General features: G+C 71.4%; 14 protein-coding genes. 9 read left to right on the top strand and 5 right to left on the bottom strand.

Annotated features, from left to right (window positions below):
- Positions 1-92: 92 nt before the first annotated feature.
- The 8 genes from IE325_RS30105 to IE325_RS30140 all read left to right on the top strand — a co-directional run bounded on the left by IE325_RS30105 (position 93) and on the right by IE325_RS30140 (position 9,318).
- Positions 93-1,316 carry a right-handed parallel beta-helix repeat-containing protein gene (locus IE325_RS30105; protein WP_190073243.1) on the top strand — a complete coding sequence of 408 codons (1,224 nt, stop codon included), beginning with the start codon at positions 93-95 and terminating at the stop codon, positions 1,314-1,316.
- A gap of 249 nt (positions 1,317-1,565) precedes the next feature.
- Positions 1,566-1,985, top strand: coding sequence for a DUF485 domain-containing protein (locus IE325_RS30110; protein ID WP_190073244.1), 420 nt, complete (start codon positions 1,566-1,568; stop codon positions 1,983-1,985).
- A 2-nt stretch (positions 1,986-1,987) separates the two neighbouring features.
- Positions 1,988-3,583, top strand: coding sequence for a solute symporter family protein (locus tag IE325_RS30115; RefSeq protein WP_373315245.1), 1,596 nt, complete (start codon positions 1,988-1,990; stop codon positions 3,581-3,583).
- Positions 3,584-3,668: 85 nt separating this feature from the next.
- Positions 3,669-3,839: a 50S ribosomal protein L32 gene (gene rpmF, locus IE325_RS30120; RefSeq protein WP_190073246.1), complete on the top strand. Its 171-nt coding sequence runs from the start codon at positions 3,669-3,671 to the stop codon at positions 3,837-3,839.
- Between the two features lie 6 nt (positions 3,840-3,845).
- Positions 3,846-5,027, top strand: coding sequence for a GTP-binding protein (locus IE325_RS30125; protein ID WP_190073247.1), 1,182 nt, complete (start codon positions 3,846-3,848; stop codon positions 5,025-5,027).
- Between the two features lie 72 nt (positions 5,028-5,099).
- Positions 5,100-6,767 (top strand): LuxR family transcriptional regulator, encoded by a 1,668-nt coding sequence (locus tag IE325_RS30130; protein WP_190073248.1) that lies wholly within the window; start codon positions 5,100-5,102, stop codon positions 6,765-6,767.
- A gap of 132 nt (positions 6,768-6,899) precedes the next feature.
- Positions 6,900-8,285 carry an FAD-binding oxidoreductase gene (locus IE325_RS30135; protein WP_190073249.1) on the top strand — a complete coding sequence of 462 codons (1,386 nt, stop codon included), beginning with the start codon at positions 6,900-6,902 and terminating at the stop codon, positions 8,283-8,285.
- A gap of 34 nt (positions 8,286-8,319) precedes the next feature.
- Entirely contained in the window at positions 8,320-9,318 is a 999-nt protein-coding gene (locus IE325_RS30140) for an LLM class flavin-dependent oxidoreductase (RefSeq protein WP_190073250.1), read from the top strand.
- An 18-nt stretch (positions 9,319-9,336) separates the two neighbouring features.
- Here IE325_RS30140 and IE325_RS30145 read toward each other — a convergent pair whose 3' ends face one another.
- Entirely contained in the window at positions 9,337-10,653 is a 1,317-nt protein-coding gene (locus IE325_RS30145; protein WP_190073251.1) for a phytase, read from the bottom strand.
- Between the two features lie 128 nt (positions 10,654-10,781).
- On the opposite strand from IE325_RS30145, the gene IE325_RS30150 reads away from it, so the two are divergent.
- The gene (locus IE325_RS30150) at positions 10,782-13,136 is read left to right on the top strand and encodes an ATP-binding cassette domain-containing protein (protein WP_190073252.1); all 2,355 of its coding nucleotides are present in this window, start codon (positions 10,782-10,784) and stop codon (positions 13,134-13,136) included.
- Here the strand turns inward: IE325_RS30150 and IE325_RS30155 are convergent.
- The 4 genes from IE325_RS30155 to IE325_RS30170 all read right to left on the bottom strand — a co-directional run bounded on the left by IE325_RS30155 (position 13,126) and on the right by IE325_RS30170 (position 17,881).
- Positions 13,126-14,112 carry a lysophospholipid acyltransferase family protein gene (locus tag IE325_RS30155; protein ID WP_190073253.1) on the bottom strand — a complete coding sequence of 329 codons (987 nt, stop codon included), beginning with the start codon at positions 14,110-14,112 and terminating at the stop codon, positions 13,126-13,128. The genes IE325_RS30150 and IE325_RS30155 overlap by 11 nt on opposite strands.
- Before the next feature lie 14 nt (positions 14,113-14,126).
- Positions 14,127-14,897, bottom strand: coding sequence for a GNAT family N-acetyltransferase (locus tag IE325_RS30160; RefSeq protein WP_190073254.1), 771 nt, complete (start codon positions 14,895-14,897; stop codon positions 14,127-14,129).
- A 291-nt stretch (positions 14,898-15,188) separates the two neighbouring features.
- On the bottom strand, positions 15,189-15,935 hold the full coding sequence (locus tag IE325_RS30165) for a succinate dehydrogenase/fumarate reductase iron-sulfur subunit (protein ID WP_190073255.1): 747 nt from the start codon (positions 15,933-15,935) through the stop codon (positions 15,189-15,191).
- Positions 15,932-17,881: a fumarate reductase/succinate dehydrogenase flavoprotein subunit gene (locus tag IE325_RS30170; RefSeq protein ID WP_190073256.1), complete on the bottom strand. Its 1,950-nt coding sequence runs from the start codon at positions 17,879-17,881 to the stop codon at positions 15,932-15,934. Before IE325_RS30170 ends, IE325_RS30165 begins: the two co-directional genes overlap by 4 nt.
- Position 17,882: the final 1 nt, after the last annotated feature.

Here is a 17,882-nt window from a genome sequence, read left to right on the forward strand (position 1 = left end):
GCGCCCTGAAGGGCCCGCGCACCCGGCAACCTCCGCGCGTCGGGCGGCCACTGCTGTGCGACACGGCAGGCAGGCGGAGGCGGGAGGCCCCGATGTACGACTCGGTGAGCGGTGTGCGCCGTACGGCGAAATGGACGGCGGTGGCGGTGGGCGCGGCGCTGGTGGCGGTGCTGGGGACGGCGGGTGAGGCGTCCGCGGCGACGACCCTGGTCGTGGCGGCGGACGGGAACGACTCGGCGCCGGGGACCGTGGACCGGCCGCTGCGGACCATCCAGCGGGCCGTGGACCTGGCGGGGCCCGGCGACACGATCGCCGTCCGCGGCGGCACCTACGCGCTCACCGACAACATCACCATCAGCACCTCGGGCACGGCCGCGCAGCCGATCACGCTCGGCGCCTATCAGGGTGAGCGCGTGGTGGTGGACGGCGAGGGGCTGCCCGCCAGTCATACGCCGGTCGGCGGCAGCATTCCGCGGGCCGAGCGCGGGGCGGTCCACATGGAGGCGTCGCACTGGCGGATCTCCGGGCTGGAGATCGTGCGCGGCCCGTATGGGATCTACTGCGACGGCTGCGACGGCAACGTCTTCTCCCGGCTTTCCACACACGACAATTACGAATCGGGCTTCCAGCTCCAGGGATCATCCAGCGACAACCAGATCCTGAATCTGGACAGTTACGGCAATCGCGACCCCCGCAAGAACGGCGAGAGCGCCGACGGCCTGGCCGTCAAGGAGGGCAGTGGAACGGGCAACGTGGTGCGCGGTGCCCGGTTGTGGAACAACGTCGACGACGGTTTCGACGCCTGGAAGTTCACCTCGCCGATTCTCATCGAGAACACGATCTCGTACGGCAACGGCTTCAACCGCTGGAACTTCCCGGACTTCGCGGGGGATGGCAATGGCTTCAAGATGGGCGGCGGCAGTCCGGCCCCGGCGGTGGGGCACATGCTGCGCAACACGATCGCGTTCCGGAACGCGGCGCACGGCGTCACGGACAACGGCAATCCCGGCCCGCTGAAGCTGACCCGCAACACGACCTGGGCCAACGCCCGCACCGGCTTCGACGCCGACACGGCGGGCGGCGCGGCCAGCCTGACCGTCAATCTGTCCGTCGCCGACGCACGCGCGGCGGCCGTGGGCGCGGGTACGGTCTCCAGCGGCAACTCCTGGGATCTGGGCGGTACATGGGACGCGTCGTCGGTGCTGAGCACCGATCCCGAGCCTCTCACCGGGCCGCGCACAGCCGACGGTTCCCTGCCGTCGGCGAGGAGCTTCCTGGTGCCGCGGGGCGGCGCGGACATCGGCGCCCGGTTTTGAGACAGACCAACCGAAAGCCGTGGTCCGGACTAATTCCGGGAGGGCCCATTTCTGCAGGCCAAAGAAGATCGTAGATATATCATGAGGGGCATGAACGCGCCACCAGTGGTGCGCAATTCACTGCGCCGGTTGATTGTTCAATGACGGCGCTGACATACTCCGGCTTCCGGCTTTCGCCGCCCTCCCCCCGTCCCCTCCAGCCCGCACCCACCAGTGTGTTCGGCATGACGCAGCGAAGAAGGTGCGCCTGTGCCCGAGTTTTCACCTTGGCACGACAATTCCCTCACATACGGGTCGCAGAATAACGCGCCTGCCCCGCCCAAACGCATATCTGAAGACCCGGAATTTCACTCACTGCGCCGCGCTCAGCGCAGGTTCGGTGTCCGTGCGACGCTTCTGTCGGTCGGCGGATTCCTGCTGTACGTACTGCTCTCGCACTCCGTGCCCGGCCTGATGAACCAGCGCCTGGCCGGCGAGTTCACGCTGGGCCTGGCCCTGGGCCTCGGGCAGTTCGTCGTGATGGGCGTGACCGCCTGGTGCTACGTACGGCACATGCGCACCCGGGTCGACCCGCTCGCCCGCGGCCTCGGCTCACGGATGCACCAGCAGGAGGCGGGCTCCCGCGCCGCCGCACCGCACGACGGCTCCAGGGGGTACCCCACGTGGTGACCATGTCCGCAGGCATCGTCGACAGGTTCAGCCTGCAACTGACGTTCGTGCTGTTCCTGTCGGTGGTCGTGGTCACGCTGTTCATGGCGCTGCTGACGGCCCCTCAGCGCGACGAGATCAGCGAGTTCTACCTCGGCAACCGCACCATGTCGCCGCTGCGCAACGGCCTCGCGATGTGCGGGGACTATCTGTCGGCCGCGACCCTGCTGGGCAGCACCGGCCTGGTGGCGCTCAACGGGTACGACGGACTGCTGTACCTCGGCGGCACCGTGGTCGCCTGGATGATGGTGCTGCTGCTGATCGCCGAACCCCTGCGCCGCGCGGGCAGGTTCACCCTCGGCGACACCCTCGCCCTGCGCCTGACCCGGCTGCAACGACCGGCCCGGCTCGCCCTCGCCGTGTGCACCCTGGTCATCACGACCCTCTATCTGGTCGCCCAACTGGTCGGCAGCATCGCCCTGTTGACCCAGTTCACCGGCGAGCCCGGCGCCGCCACCCGCACTCTGTGCGTGATCGTGATCGGCACCGTCGTCATCGTGTACGCGGCCATCGGCGGCGCGCCCGGCGCCACGGTCATCCAGATCATCAAGGCCGTGATGCTGATCGCGGGCGTGACGGTCACCGCGGTCATGGTGCTCAACCACTACGACTGGAACCCGAACGCCCTGCTGTCCGCCGCCGCGAACCACAGCGGCACCGGCACACAGTTCCTCGAACCAGGACTGCGGTACGGCGTCAGCACCACCAGCAAGATCGACTTCTTCAGCCTGGAACTGGCGATCGTCCTCGGCCTCGCCGCCCTCCCCCACGTACTGATGCGCCTGCTCGCCCCGCGCAAGGTCGACGTGCTGCGCTCCTCCGTCGTCTGGGCGGTGGGACTGGTCGGCCTGGTGTGCCTGGCGGCCGGGGTCCTCGGCCTCGGCGCCACCGCCGTCGTCGGCCGGGACACCATCGCGAACACGGACCACAAGGGCGACTCCGCCGTCCTGCTGCTGGCCAACGCCCTCGGCGGCGGCATCCTCACCGCCCTGCTGTCCTGCCTCGCCTTCGTCACCCTGCTCGCGGTGGCGGCCGGCCTCACCCTCGCCGCCGCCACGTCCCTCGCCCACGACCTGTACGGCGAGGTGATCCGCAAGGGACGCGCGAGCGAGACCGAGGAGCTGATGGTCGCCCGGCTGTCCGCGGTCGTGATCGGCGTCCTCGCGATGATGCTCGCCCTGGTCTCCTGGGGCGCCAACACCGCCACGCTCGCCTTCCTCGCCTTCGCCATCGCGGCGTCCGCGATCCTGCCGACGATCGTGTACACCCTCTTCTGGCGCCGCTTCACCGGCCAGGGCGCGCTGCTCAGCCTCTGGGGCGGACTGGCCTGCTCGGTGCTGCTGGTGCTGTTCTCCCCGGTGGTCTCCTCGACGCCGGGCTCCTTCTACCCGGAGTCCGACTTCGCCTGGTTCCCGCTGCAGAACCCGGGCATCGTCTCGATCCCGGCGGGCTTCCTCCTCGGCTGGCTCGGCACGGTGCTGAGCGAACGGCGGCACCCCCAGGAGGACGCCGCCTATGCCGACTTCGAAGTGCGGATGCTGGTGGGCGCCAAGGAGTGAGCCCTCCGAGGGACCCGGCGGGCAATTGTTAATGGGATCCATTTTCATGTAGCGTCCTCGGTGTTCATTCACCGAGGAGGTCCCCATGGCTGTCCCCAAGCGGAAGATGTCCCGCAGCAACACCCGCCACCGCCGCGCCCAGTGGAAGGCCGCCACGCCGTCGCTCGTCCCCGTGACGATCGACGGCGTACGCCATCTCGTACCGCAGCACCTGGTCAGGGCCTACGAGCGCGGGCTGCTGCGCCCGGAGGGCTGACCGCGGATGCCGTACGACCACCGACTGCCCGTCACCGTCCTGTCCGGCTTCCTCGGGGCGGGCAAGACGACCCTGCTCAACCATGTCCTGGCGAACCGCGAAGGACTGCGGGTGGCGGTGATCGTCAATGACATGAGCGAGGTCAACATCGACGCCGCGCTGGTGCGGGGCGGCGAGGCCGCGCTGTCGCGGACCGAGGAACGCCTGGTCGAGATGACCAACGGCTGCATCTGCTGCACCCTGCGCGACGACCTGCTCGTCGAGGTCGACCGGCTGGCCCGCGAGGGCCGCTTCGACCATCTCCTCATCGAGTCGTCCGGCATCTCCGAGCCCATGCCGGTGGCGGCCACCTTCGCCTTCGCCCGCGACGACGGAGCCACCCTCGGCGACCTCGCCCTGCTGGACACCATGGTCACGGTGGTCGACGCGGCGAACTTCCTGCCGGAGCTGGACAGCGGCGACGAACTCGCCGAGCGCGGCCTCGACCAGTACGAGGACGACGAGCGCACCGTCAGCGATCTCCTCATCGACCAGGTCGAGTTCGCGGACGTCCTCGTGCTCAACAAACTGGACCTGGTGGACGGGGCGACGGCGGACCGGCTGCGCGCGGCACTGCGCCGGCTCAACCCCACCGCGCGGATCATCGACGCCGAACAGGGACGCGTGGCGCTCCGCTCGGTGCTCGGCACCGAGCTGTTCGACCTGGAGCGCGCCCAGCAGGCGCCGGGCTGGGTGCGGGAGCTCAACGGCGAGCATGTGCCGGAGACGGAGGAGTACGGGATCTCGTCCACCGTGTTCCGCTCCGAACTGCCTTTCCACCCCGGCCGGTTGTGGACCTTCGTGACGGAGGGCCTCGACAGCGGCAGATACGGGAAGGTGCTGCGCTCCAAGGGGTTCTTCACCCTCGCCGACCGGCCGCATGTCACGGGGCTGTGGTCGCAGGCCGGTTCCGTCGCCCGCTTCGAGCCCAGCGCGGCGCGTGACCCCGACGCGCCGTACGCGCAGGAGCTGGTCCTCATCGGCACGGAGCTGGACGCGGACGCGCTGCGGGCGGCGCTGGCCGACTGTCTGATGGCCGTGGGCGAGGACGTCCCGGCCGACGGCCCGTTCCCCGCCTGGGACACCTACGGCATCGACGACACCTGCGACCACGAGCACCCGGCCCCGCTCCCGGCGTCCGTTCACTGACTCCGCGCCGCCCCGCCTGCCTATTCTGGTGAGGGGCCGTCCTGCTCGCGGAGCGCGAGAAGGGAGCCGCGGATGACCGGGCGGACGATCGACAGGGCAGCCGCGGACACCTTGCGGCAGGCCAGGGACGCCGTCGCGCGTGAGGCGTGGGCCGAGGCGTACCGGCTGCTGGCCGCCCTGGACCCCGCCTGTCTCACCCCCGACGACTGCGCCGCCTTCGCCGACGCGGCGTGGTGGACGAGCCGGGTGGAGGAGTCGGTCGTCCAGCGGATGCGGGCCTACTCCGGGTATGTGGCACGGGACGCAGCCCGGGAGGCCGGGCACATGGCCTGGATGCTCTTCTACGAGCATCAGCTGGCGGGACGCACCGCCGTGGCCGCCGGCTGGCTGCGCCGGGCACGGCGGCATCTGCGCGGTGAGCCGGAGTGTGTCGAGCAGTGCTACCTCGCCTGGATGGACACGGAGGACGCCCAGCGGCGGGGCGCGTTCGACGAGGCGATGGCGGCGGCCCGGCGCATGGCCGGGATCGCGCGGCGCTGCGACAGCCCGGATCTGCTCGCGATGAGCGTCCAGGCGCAGTCGGGCGTCCTGGTGGCCCAGGGCAGGGTCGGTGACGGACTCGACCTCCTGGACGACGCCATGTGCTCGGCCATGGCCGGTGAGCTCAGCTCCTTCTTCACCGGCTGGGTCTACTGCCTGGGCCTCCAGCAGTCCATGGCCTGCGTCGACCTGGAACGCGCCGCCGAATGGAGCGACGCGGCGATGAGCTGGTGCGCGGCGATGCCCGCCGAGAACAACTTCCGGGGACTGTGCCGCGTGCACCAGGTGGAGGTGCTGGAGCTGCGCGGCAGCTGGGCCGAGGCGCTGTCCGAGGCCGAGCGGACCTGCGCGGAACTGCTGCCCTACGAGCGGCGGATGGCCGCCGAGGCGGTCTATCTGACCGGCCAGATCCGGCGGCGGCGCGGGGAGCTCGCCGCGGCCGAGGAGTCGTACGACCGCACCCATGGACTCGGGCGTGACCCGCAGCCCGGACTCGCCCTGCTGCGGCTGGCCCAGGGGAAGGCCGACGCCTCGGCCACCGCCCTGCGGCCGGCCCTCGCGACCGCGGCCGGCGGCCTTGAGCGGTGCAGGCTGCTGGCGGCCCAGGTGGAGATCTGCCTGGCGCTGGGCCGGACGGCCGAGGCGGGCACGGCCGCGGCGGAGCTTCGGTCCCTGGCCCTCGACTGGCAGCGGCAGTGCGGTTCGGAGGAGACCTTGCTGCACGCGGACGCCGCGACCGCGTCCGGCGCGGTGGCCTTCGCCGCCCAGGACCCGGACCGCGCACTGCCGCTGCTGCGCCGGGCGCTGACGCTCTGGCTGGAGCTGCGGGTGCCGTACGAGGCGGCGCAGGTGCGGATGACCCTGGCCGCGGCCGACCGGGCCGCCGGGGACCAGGAGGGTGCGCGGATGGAGCTGCGGGCCGCCGAGCAGACCTTCCGGCAGCTCGGTGCCGTACCCGACGCGCGCCGGGCGGCGGCCCTGCTCGCCGAGGTGCGCCGGCGGCAGCCCGGCGGGCTCACCGAGCGCGAGATCGAGGTGCTGCGGCTGGTCGCGGCGGGCCGCACGAACCGGGCCGTCGGCGCCGAGCTGGTGATCAGCGAGCACACCGTCGCCCGGCACCTCAACAACATCTTCGCCAAGCTCGACGTGTCCTCGCGGGCCGCGGCGACGGCGTACGCCTACGAGCACGGTCTCACCTGAATCCGGCCGTGGGCCGTTCTGCCCATGCCGGGCCACCGGGCATGGGCGATTTCGGCGATGTGCCCGCCGCCGCCCCGGCGTAGACCGGAGTGGTACCCCTTCCCGACACCGGATCGGAAAGCAGGTGGGGTCATGGCCACCTACACACCCACCTTCGACGCCGGACTGCTGGACCGGCTGCGCGGAGCCGTGCGCGGGGACATCGTCGAGCCCGGTGACCCGGACTACGACGAGGCCCGCAAGGTCTACAACGCCATGCACGACCGGCGCCCCGCGATCGTCGTGCGGGCCGTCGACGCGGGCGACGTCATCGCCACGGTCGACTTCGCCCGCGAACAGGGCCTGCCGCTCGCCGTGCGCGGCGGCAGCCACAGCGTCCCCGGCTACGGGACCTGCGACGGCGGTATCGTGCTCGACCTCGGCCGGATGCGCGGGATCCGCGTCGACCCCGACACCCGCACGGCGTGGGTCGAGGGCGGCTGCACCTGGGCCGACGTCAATCACGCGGCGCACGCGTTCGGGCTGGCCACCACGGGCGGGATCGTCTCCACCACCGGCGTGGGCGGACTCACCACCGGCGGCGGCATGGGCCATCTGGCCCGGCGCTGCGGTCTGGCCTGCGACAACCTCGCCTCGGTCGACCTGGTGACGGCCGACGGATCCTTCCTGACCTGCACCGACGACCACCACAGCGACCTGATGTGGGCGGTGCGCGGGGGCAGCGGGAACTTCGGTGTCGTCACGTCCTTCGCGTACCGGCTGCACCCCATCGCCGACATCCTGGGCGGGCCGACCTTCTTCCCGCTCGACGCCGAGGTGATCCACCGCTACCGGGAGCTGGTCGCCGAGGCCGACGAACGGCTCGGTGCCGTGTTCCTCGTGGGGCTCGGACCGCCGGTGCCGTTCCTGCCCGAGCGCTGGCACGGGCGGCCGGTGTGCGGCATGGTCACCTGCTGGACCGGGCCGCGGGACGAGGACGACCGGATCCGGGACCGGGTCGCCGCACTCGGGCCGGTGCTGGGCCGGCATGTGGAGCGCATGCCCTATCCGTTGATCAACACCCTGTTCGACGACCTGGTGCCCGCCGGGCTCTACCACTACTGGAAGGGCGCCTTCACCCAGGACCTGCCGAACGGCGCCGTCGACGCCTTCGTCGAGTACGGCGCCCGCACGCCCTCGATCCAGAGCGTGACGGTCGTCTTCCCCGTCGACGGCGCCTGCCACCGCGTCGGCCCGGAGGAGACCGCCTTCTCCTACCGGGACGCCGACTACGCGATCGCGCTCAGCCCGACGCTCACCACCCGGGAGGACTGCGAGGCCCAGAAGGACTGGGTGCGCGCCTTCCACGGGGCGCTGGAGCCGTACTCCATGGGCGGGGGCTATGTGAACTTCATGGACGCCGACGACCAGGACCGCGTACGGGCCAACTACCGCACGAACTACGACCGTCTCCGCGCCCTCAAACGCCGCTACGACCCGGGCAACCTGTTCCGCCTGAACCACAACATCGCGCCCTGAGGAATCCTGCGGCGGCGGCGTTGTTGAACCCCATATGAGCTCCGTGATCGCGGCGACCCGATTCTCCGTCCTCGACCGCTCCCGCACCCGGGAGGGCCACACCGACGCCGAGGCGCTGCGCGACACCGTGACGCTGGCGCGGGAGCTGGAGGACCTGGGCTACCACCGCGTCTGGGTGTCGGAGCACCACGGCGTACCCGGCGTCGCGGGCTCGGCGCCGACCGTGCTGGCCGCCGCCGTGGCCGGGGCCACGAGCCGGATCCGGGTCGGCACCGGCGGAGTGATGCTGCCCAACCATCAACCGCTGGTCGTGGCCGAGCAGTTCGGGGTGCTGGAGTCCCTCTTCCCGGGCCGTATCGACATGGGGCTCGGCCGGTCCGTCGGCTTCACCGACGGGGTGCGCAGGGCGCTGGGCCGGGACAAGGGGGACGCCGAGGACTTCGCGGCGCAGATCCAGGAGCTGCTCGGCTGGTTCGCCGGGACCTCGCCGACCGGGGTACACGCACGGCCCGCCGAGGGCCTGACCGTGCCGCCGTTCGTGCTGGCCATGGGCGAGGGCGCGGACATCGCGGCGCGTGCCGGGCTGCCGATGGTCATCGGTGATCTCAGGAGCAGGGAGAAGATGCGGCGCGGTATCGATCACTACCGCGCCCATTTCCGGCCCTCCCCGTGGGCGAGCGAGCCGTACGTCGTGATCTCCGGTTCCGTCGCGGTGGCCACCACGCCCGAGGAGGCCCGGCGGCTGCTCGTGCCGGAGGCCTGGTCGATGGCGTACTCGCGCACGCACGGCACCTTCCCGCCGCTGCCGCCCGCCGAGCGCGTCGAGGCGCTCCCGATGACCGGCAAGGAGCGTGGCTTCTACGAGGGCGGCCTCACCGGGCACATCGCGGGCACCGAGGACCAGGTCGCGCACGAGCTGGAGACGGTGCTGAAGGAGACGGGGGCGCAGGAGGTGCTGGTCACGACCAGTACGTACGACCGTGCGGCGCTGCTCGAGTCGTACCGCGGGCTCGCCCGGATCGCGCAAGGGTGATCCGGGCGAGCGGAGGGGTCAGTCAGTGTCGCGCGGGTCGAACGAATTGGTGTCGATCTTCAGCGGCTTCGGGAACGCCCCGGCCACCGACTCCCAGCCCGTGAACTTGAAGTTGGTGCCCTCCCGGTCCCCGTCCGCGGGCATGGCCTCGCCGTCATGGGTGACCAGCAGGCCCTTCGGGAAGGACCGGCCGAGCGGGACGTTGACCACCGCGGCACCGTCGGAGTGCTGCACCCCGTCGGTGGCGGCGCTGTCGGTGACCGTGAAGGAGCCGAGGTAGGCGTTGCGGCCCTGGCGCTCGTAGACGGCGAAGGTGTTGTCGCCCTGGCTGGAGGCGAGGAGGTAGCCCTTGCCGTCGGCGGCGTGGTAGATCGTGGTGCCCTCGGCGTCCGCGCTGAGGTGCTTGCCGCCGTAGCCCGGGTCGTTCGCGGTGTCGATGACGCACTCCTCTTCCTCGGCGTCATACGTCCACGGCGTGCCGTACTCCCGCACCCGGTCGATCAGCTCGGGCCGCTCGAACTCCTCGTCGTCCAGCTCGACCCGCCACAGCCCGACGTCCTCCTGGGCGGCGTACAGGACGTGCTTCTCCTGGTCGACGACCATGCCCTCGACCTGCGCGTGGTCGCCGGGGTCGGCGCACGGCGTCCAGCTCCTGCCGTTCGGCAGGGTGAAGGAGCCAGGGAGGTCGAGGGTGTCCCGCGTGCGGTAGCCGACGCGGCCGTCGCGGTCCTCCAGCTTCAGCAGCCGTACGCGGGTCTCCGAGCGGCGCGACACCGCCACGTACGCGTTGTCGTCGTCGCTGAAGGCGGCCAGGCCGTAGGCGGTGCGCTGTTCGTCGACGTCGGTCTCGCTCGCGGAGAACACCGGCGCTACGTCGGCCGCCGTCACGTCCCTCAGCGGGGGCCTGCCCGCGGCCACGGCCGCCGGGTCGATGGCGTAGGCGCGCACGCGGTCCCGGCCGCGGTCGCTGACGAGCGCCAGGTCGGTCTTCTTGCCGCCGAGTTCGAAGCCGTAGACGACATCGACGTTGTTGAAGCGACCCGGCGCTGCGTCCTCGCCGGGTGCGGCGGGCGCGGTGATGCGCTGCAGGCGCCTGCCGTCGAGGTCGTAGACGTCGAGACCGGCCTCCTTGAGGGTGGCGATCACCAGGCTGCGGCCCGAGTGGCGGGGGTCGACCCAGACAGCCGGGTCGTCGGCGTCGGCGTTGCCGCCCGCCTCGTCGTCGTACACGGCGGGGGTCTCCACGCGCGCGGAGACGGGGACCGGCTGCGGGGCGGCGGCGCCCGTGACCATCAGCAGCGCGGCGGTGAGAGTGCTCAGAGCGGAAGCGCTCACGCATACTCCTCGGTAGGAAGAGAGACTGGCGAGACGGTAAGGGCAGCCGGTGTGGGTGAGCCGACGGCTCCATGAACATCAGGTGGCTCGGACAGACGTGCGCCTGGTTCGCATACAATCCGGTCCTTATGTACTCCTCGCACGACCCGTACGTCCGTGTCCGTGGCGCCCGTGAGCACAACCTCCAGGGCGTGGACGTCGACATTCCGCGCGATGTGCTGGCCGTGTTCACGGGGGTGTCCGGGTCGGGCAAGTCGTCGCTCGCCTTCGGCACGATCTACGCCGAGGCCCAGCGCCGCTACTTCGAGTCGGTCGCGCCGTACGCCCGCCGGCTGATCCACCAGGTCGGCGCGCCGAAGGTCGGCGAGATCACCGGCCTGCCGCCCGCGGTCTCCCTCCAGCAGCGCCGCTCGGCGCCGACGTCCCGCTCCTCCGTGGGCACGGTCACCAACCTCTCCAACTCGCTGCGGATGCTGTACTCCCGGGCCGGTGACTACCCGCCGGGCGCGGCGCGGCTCGACTCGGACGCCTTCTCGCCGAACACGGCGGCCGGGGCGTGCCCGGAGTGTCACGGACTCGGCCAGGTGCACCGTACGACCGAGGAGTTGCTGGTCCCCGACCCGGCGCTGTCGATCCGGGAGGGCGCGATCGCCGCCTGGCCCGGCGCCTGGCAGGGCAAGAACCTGCGGGACATCCTCGACGCGCTCGGCCACGACGTGGACCGGCCCTGGCGCGACCTCCCGGCCGGCGAGCGGGAGTGGATCCTCTTCACCGACGAGCAGCCGGTCGTCACCGTGCACCCGGTGCGCGACGCCGACCGTATCCAACGGCCGTACCAGGGCACGTACATGAGCGCCCGGCGGTATGTGATGAAGACGTTCTCCGACTCCAAGAGCCCGTCCCTGCGCGCCAGGGCGGAACGGTTCCTGGCCGCCGCGCCCTGCCCGGCGTGCGGCGGCAGCAGGCTGCGGCCCGAGGCGCTGGCGGTGACTTTCGCGGGCCGGACGATCGCGGAGCTGGCGGCGCTGCCGGTCACGGAGCTGGCGGGTGTGGTGGACGGTTCGGCGGCGTCGGAGACGGCCCGTGTCCTGACCGAGGACCTCACGTCCCGTATCGGGCCCGTCATGGAGCTGGGCCTCGGCTACCTCAGCCTGGACCGGGCCACGCCGACCCTCTCTGCGGGCGAACTGCAACGCCTGCGGCTCGCCACCCAGCTCAGGTCCGGGCTGTTCGGTGTGGTGTACGTCCTCGACGAGCCGTCCGCGGGACTGCACCCTGCGGACACGGAGGCGCTGCTGCGGGTGCTGGCGCGGCTCAAGGCCGCCGGGAACTCGGTGTTCGTGGTCGAGCACCACCTCGACGTGATGCGCGGGGCCGACTGGCTGGTGGACGTGGGGCCGCGGGCCGGTGAGCACGGCGGGCGGGTGCTGCACAGCGGGCCGGTGGCGGAGCTGGCGTCGATCGCGGAGTCGGCGACGGCACGCTTCCTGTTCGACGGCTCGCCTGCCGCCGTACGCCAAGTGCGCACCCCCGCTGGCCAGTTGAAGGTCGGCCCGGTCACCCGGCACAACCTTCACGGGGTGACGGCCGAGTTCCCCCTCGGTGTCTTCACTGCCGTCACCGGGGTGTCCGGCTCGGGGAAGTCCACGCTCATCGGCGAGATCACCGAGGAACTCACCGGCGTGGGGCGCCTGGTCTCGGTCGACCAGAAGCCGATCGGGCGCACCCCGCGCTCGAATCTCGCCACCTACACCGGCCTCTTCGACGTCGTGCGCAAGGTGTTCGCGGCCACCGACGAGGCTCGGGAGCGTGGTTACGGCGTCGGGCGCTTCTCCTTCAATGTCGCTGGGGGTACCCCCTCTGGGGGAGGGCGTTGCGAGACCTGTCAGGGCGAGGGGTTCGTCAGCGTCGAGCTGCTGTTCCTGCCGAGCACCTACGCACCGTGCCCGGACTGCGGCGGGGCGCGCTACAACCCCGAGACGCTCCAAGTGACGTACCGGGGGCGGAACATCGCGCAGGTCCTGGACCTGACGGTGGAGAGTGCGGCGGAGTTCTTCGCGGACACCGCGCCGGTGGCCCGCAGTCTCGCGACTCTCCTGGACGTGGGCCTCGGCTACCTGCGCCTCGGCCAGCCCGCCACCGAGCTGTCCGGTGGCGAGGCCCAGCGCATCAAGCTGGCGAGCGAGCTGCAGCGCGGCCGTCGCGGCCACACCCTCTACCTGCTCGACGAGCCGACCACCGGTCTCCACCCGGCCGACGTCGAGGTGCTGCTGCGCCAGCTGCACGGCCTCGTGGACGCCGGGCACACCGTCGTCGTGGTCGAGCACGACATGTCCGTCGTCGCGGGCGCGGACTGGGTGATCGACCTGGGGCCGGGCGGCGGTGACGCGGGCGGACACATCGTGGCGGCGGGTCCGCCCGCTCGGGTGGCCCACGCGGCGGGCAGCGCTACGGCGCGCTATCTCGCGCGGGTCATGCCGTGACGCGCCCTGGTCGTGCCGTGCGGGGCACCGCGGGTGTCGGGTGACCGGAGCCGGGCGCCGGGACGGGCACAGCGGGTGCCGCATGGCCAGACCCGGCCGCCGAGACAGGCACGGCCGGCACCGGGAGCGGCAGGACGCGCGGCGGACCAGAGACCCGGGCCTCCTGTGCCTCCTCCACCCCGACCAGCACCGCCATCTCCGCGGCCCGCGCAAGCGACCGTCGGTCCGCCCGGCCGTCCGGCGTGATCGGCTCCAACACCTCCACCTCCGCGACCAGTTCGCGCGCCCTCGCCACCCGCCACACCGACGCCAGCAGTGAGTCGTCGCCGACGAACGCGGCCGCCGTGCTCCAGTAGTTCAGCCGTACCGGCTGCACCGGGGCGCCCGCATCGAGGGCGGCCTGGAAGGCGGCCCGGCGGAACTGGCCGTTGGCACGGCCGCACCAGGTGCTGCCCTCGGGGAAGACGGCCACCGCCTCCCCCGCCCGTAGCGCCCCGGCGATCCGGGCCACCATCTCGGGCAGGGCGCGGATCCGGTCGCGGTCGATGAACAGGGCGCCGCTGCGCGCGGTCAGCCACCCCGCGACCGGCCAGTCCCGGATCTCCGACTTGGCGAGCATCCGGGCCGGGCGCACCGCGGCGAGCAGCGGGATGTCCAGCCAGGAGACGTGGTTGGCGACGAGCAGCACCCCGCCGTCCGGTGCCGCGCCACCGTCGACCCGTACCCGGACCCCCGCGGTCCGTACGACCCAGCGGCACCAGCTCCGGACGAGCCCGGCGGGGACGCGCCCACCGAGCGGCATCGCCGCGAACCCGAGGAGCAGCAGGAACAGGACCGCCACGATCCGGACGGCGGCCAGGGGTATGGCCCTGGCCGATTCCGCCCGGTCGACGCAGGTCCGCGGGGAGCAGGGGGCGCTGGGCCGCCAGAGGTCTCCCTTGTCGGGAGCGTGACCCGCCGTGACGGACGTGCTCATGGCCGCCACGTCCGTCACGCCGGGACGAGGGAGAGGAAGTGCCGCAGATAGCGCGGGTTCACCCGGCGCATCGACAGCAGCACATACAGGTCGGCGACCCCGAACTCCGGGTCGTGCGCGGCCTCGCCGCAGACGAAGGCGCCGAGGCGGAGGTACCCGCGCAGCAGGGCCGGGAGTTCGATGCGGGTGGCGGGGACGGGCGCCGTAGGCTGCCAGGGCCGCAGCGGCCGTACCCGGTACTCCTCGGGAGCGAGGTGCTTGGCCTGGACCCGGTCCCAGGTCGCGGCGGCGAGGGTGCCGCCGTCGGCCAGCGGGATCGAGCAGCAGCCCGCCAGCCACTCGTGGCCGCGGTCGACCATGTAGCGGGCGATTCCGGCCCAGATCAGGCTGATCACGGCGCCGTCGCGGTGGTCGGGGTGGACGCAGGAGCGGCCGACCTCGACCAGATTCGGACGCAGGGAGTCGATCCGGCTGAGGTCGAACTCGCCCTCCGAGTAGAGTCGGCCCGCGACCGCGGCCCGCTCCGGGGGCAGCAGCCGGTAGGTGCCGACGACCTGTCCGGACACTTCCTCACGGACGAGCAGGTGGTCGCAGTACGCGTCGAAGGCGTCGATGTCGTGACCCGGCTGCGGGGTGGTCAGCAGGGCCCCCATCTCGCCCGCGAAGACGTCGTGTCGCAGCCGCTGGGCGGCGCGCACGTCCTCTTCGTTGCGGGCGAGGCCCACGGTGTAACGGGTGGGTGCCGTGGGCTGCGGGGGACGGTCGACGGTCAGTACGCCGGTCATGGCTTACTCCTGGTCACGGGCCGGGGACGGCGAGCGGAGACATTGCGAGCGGTGCGATGTGCCGCCCCTGTTCTTCCTATGCCGGTTGGCGTACGCGTGACCTGTGCCAGGAGCGCGGATGTGCGGATGTTGAACGGCACGGGCCGGTACCGGTCGTCCACATTCCGGTGCCCGTCCGGTCAGCCGGAGGGTCCGGTGCCGTTCATCTGGGTGGCGCGGAAAAGGCGAGACGGGGCCGGGGAGCACCTCCCGACCCCGCCCGTCCGCACCTTACGGCGAACGTCTGTCGGTCTACCGCTTCACCTTCCGCGTGGCCCGCAGCCACTCCTTGTTCATGCTCGTGATGGACATCAGCGGGATGCCCTTCGGGCAGGCGGTGGCGCATTCGCCGGTGAGGGTGCAGCCGCCGAAGCCCTCGTCGTCCATCTGCGCCACCATGTCGAGGACCCGTGTCTCGCGTTCGGGCGCGCCCTGCGGAAGCACGTTCAGATGGTTGATCTTGGCGGAGGTGAACAGCATCGCCGCCCCGTTGGGGCAGGCCGCGACACACGCCCCGCACCCGATGCACTCGGCGTGCTCGAAGGCGAGGTCGGCGTCCGGCTTCGGCACCGGCGTGGCATGCGCCTCGGGTGCCGCGCCCGTCGGGGCCGTGATGTAGCCGCCGGCCTGGATGATCCGGTCGAAGGCCGACCGGTCCACGACGAGGTCCTTGATGACCGGGAAGGCCGATGCCCGCCACGGCTCGATGTCGATCGTGTCGCCGTCCTTGAAGGACCGCATGTGCAACTGGCAGGTCGTCGTCCGCTCGGGCCCGTGCGCATCGCCGTTGATGACGAGCGAGCAGGCGCCGCAGATGCCCTCACGGCAGTCGTGGTCGAAGGCCACGGGGTCCTCACCCCGCAGGATGAGCTCCTCGTTGAGGGTGTCGAGCATCTCCAGGAAGGACATGTCGGCCGAGATGCCGTCCACCTCGTACGTGGACATGGTGCCTTCGGCGTCGGCGTTCTTCTGCCGCCAGACGCGCAGGGTGAGCTTCATGCGTAGCTCCGCTGGGTGGGGTGGACGTACTCGAAGACCAGGTCTTCCTTGTGCAGCACGGGTGCGGTACCCGTGTCGGTGAACTCCCAGGCCGCCGCGTAGCCGAACTCGTCGTCCTTGCGGGCCGCCTCGCCGTCCGGCGTCTGCGACTCCTCGCGGAAGTGGCCGCCGCAGGACTCGGAGCGGTGCAGCGCGTCGAGGCACATCAGCTCGGCGAGCTCCAGATAGTCGACGACGCGATTGGCCTTCTCCAGCGACTGGTTGAACTCCTCACCGGTGCCCGGGACCTTGATCCGCCGCCAGAACTCCTCCCGGATCTGCGGGATCCGCTCCAGGGCCTTGCGCAGCCCGGTGTCGGTGCGGGCCATGCCGCAGAACTCCCACATCAGCTCGCCGAGTTCACGGTGGAAGGAGTCCGGCGTACGGTCGCCGTCCACGGCCAGCAGGAGATTGAGCCGGTCCTCGGTCTCGGCCAGCACCTCCTGGACCGCGGGGTGTCCCTCGGTGACGGCCTCGTGGTGCGGGTTGCGGGCGAGGTAGTCGTTGATGGTGGCCGGGAGCACGAAGTAGCCGTCGGCCAGGCCCTGCATGAGCGCCGACGCGCCGAGCCGGTTCGCGCCGTGGTCGGAGAAGTTGGCCTCACCGATGGCGAACAGACCGGGGACGGTGGTCTGGAGGTCGTAGTCGACCCACAGTCCGCCCATCGTGTAGTGCACGGCGGGGTAGATCCGCATCGGCACCTCGTACGGATCCTCGTCGGTGATCCGCTGGTACATGTCGAAGAGGTTGCCGTACTTGGCCTCGACGGCCTTGCGCCCCATCCGCTTGATGGCATCGGTGAAGTCGAGGTACACGCCCTGCCCGCCGGGACCGACCCCCCGCCCCTCGTCGCAGACGTTCTTCGCGGCGCGGGAGGCGATGTCGCGGGGCACGAGGTTGCCGAAGGACGGGTAGATGCGCTCCAGGTAGTAGTCGCGCTCGTTCTCGGGGATCTTGTTCGCCGGGCGGTCGTCGCCCCTGGCCTTCGGCACCCAGATCCGGCCGTCGTTGCGCAGCGACTCGCTCATCAGCGTCAGCTTGGACTGGTGGTCGCCGGTGCGCGGGATGCACGTCGGGTGGATCTGGGTGAAACAGGGGTTGGCGAAGTAGGCGCCGCGCCGGTGCGCCCGCCAGATCGCGGTGGCGTTGGAGTTCATGGCGTTCGTCGACAGGTAGAAGACGTTGCCGTAGCCGCCGCTGGCGAGTACGACGGCGTCCGCGAAGTACGTGTCGATGCGGCCGGTGATGAGATCCCGGGCCACGATGCCGCGCGCCTTCCCGTCGATGACGATCAGGTCGAGCATCTCGGTACGGGGGTGCATCTCGACGTTGCCCGCAGCGATCTGTCGGCTCAGCGCCTGATAGGCGCCCAGCAGCAGTTGCTGGCCCGTCTGACCGCGGGCGTAGAACGTCCGCGACACCTGGACGCCGCCGAAGGACCGCGTGTCCAGCAAACCGCCGTACTCCCGCGCGAAGGGCACGCCCTGTGCCACGCACTGGTCGATGATCTCGACGGAGATCTGCGCCAGCCGGTGCACATTGGACTCCCGCGCGCGGAAGTCGCCGCCCTTGACGGTGTCGTAGAAGAGGCGGTGGACCGAGTCGCCGTCGTTGCGGTAGTTCTTCGCCGCGTTGATGCCGCCCTGTGCGGCGATGGAGTGGGCGCGCCGCGGGGAGTCCTGGTAGCAGAACTGGACGACGTGGTAGCCCTGTTCGGCGAGGGTGGCCCCGGCGGAGCCGCCGGCCAGGCCGGTGCCGACCACGATCACCGTGTGCTTGCGCCGGTTGGCGGGGTTGACGAGCTTGGCCTCGAAACGACGGGTGTCCCAGCGCTCGTTGACGGGGCCGGCAGGGGCTTTGGTGTCGAGGACCGGTTCACCGGCCGTGTACTCGGCGTAGGTAGACATG

Origin of the sequence: Streptomyces lanatus, from assembly GCF_014655715.1 — a bacterium.
Lineage (GTDB): Bacteria > Actinomycetota > Actinomycetes > Streptomycetales > Streptomycetaceae > Streptomyces > Streptomyces lanatus.

Coding starts and splice junctions, on each gene's coding strand:
- IE325_RS30150 (WP_190073252.1), top strand. CDS start 10,782: ATGTACTCCTCGCACGACCCGTACGTCCGTGTCCGTGGCGCCCGTGAG.
- IE325_RS30135 (WP_190073249.1), top strand. CDS start 6,900: ATGGCCACCTACACACCCACCTTCGACGCCGGACTGCTGGACCGGCTG.
- IE325_RS30165 (WP_190073255.1), bottom strand. CDS start 15,935: ATGAAGCTCACCCTGCGCGTCTGGCGGCAGAAGAACGCCGACGCCGAA.
- IE325_RS30130 (WP_190073248.1), top strand. CDS start 5,100: ATGACCGGGCGGACGATCGACAGGGCAGCCGCGGACACCTTGCGGCAG.
- rpmF (WP_190073246.1), top strand. CDS start 3,669: ATGGCTGTCCCCAAGCGGAAGATGTCCCGCAGCAACACCCGCCACCGC.
- IE325_RS30160 (WP_190073254.1), bottom strand. CDS start 14,897: ATGACCGGCGTACTGACCGTCGACCGTCCCCCGCAGCCCACGGCACCC.
- IE325_RS30115 (WP_373315245.1), top strand. CDS start 1,988: ATGTCCGCAGGCATCGTCGACAGGTTCAGCCTGCAACTGACGTTCGTG.
- IE325_RS30170 (WP_190073256.1), bottom strand. CDS start 17,881: ATGTCTACCTACGCCGAGTACACGGCCGGTGAACCGGTCCTCGACACC.
- IE325_RS30155 (WP_190073253.1), bottom strand. CDS start 14,112: ATGAGCACGTCCGTCACGGCGGGTCACGCTCCCGACAAGGGAGACCTC.
- IE325_RS30105 (WP_190073243.1), top strand. CDS start 93: ATGTACGACTCGGTGAGCGGTGTGCGCCGTACGGCGAAATGGACGGCG.
- IE325_RS30140 (WP_190073250.1), top strand. CDS start 8,320: ATGAGCTCCGTGATCGCGGCGACCCGATTCTCCGTCCTCGACCGCTCC.
- IE325_RS30125 (WP_190073247.1), top strand. CDS start 3,846: ATGCCGTACGACCACCGACTGCCCGTCACCGTCCTGTCCGGCTTCCTC.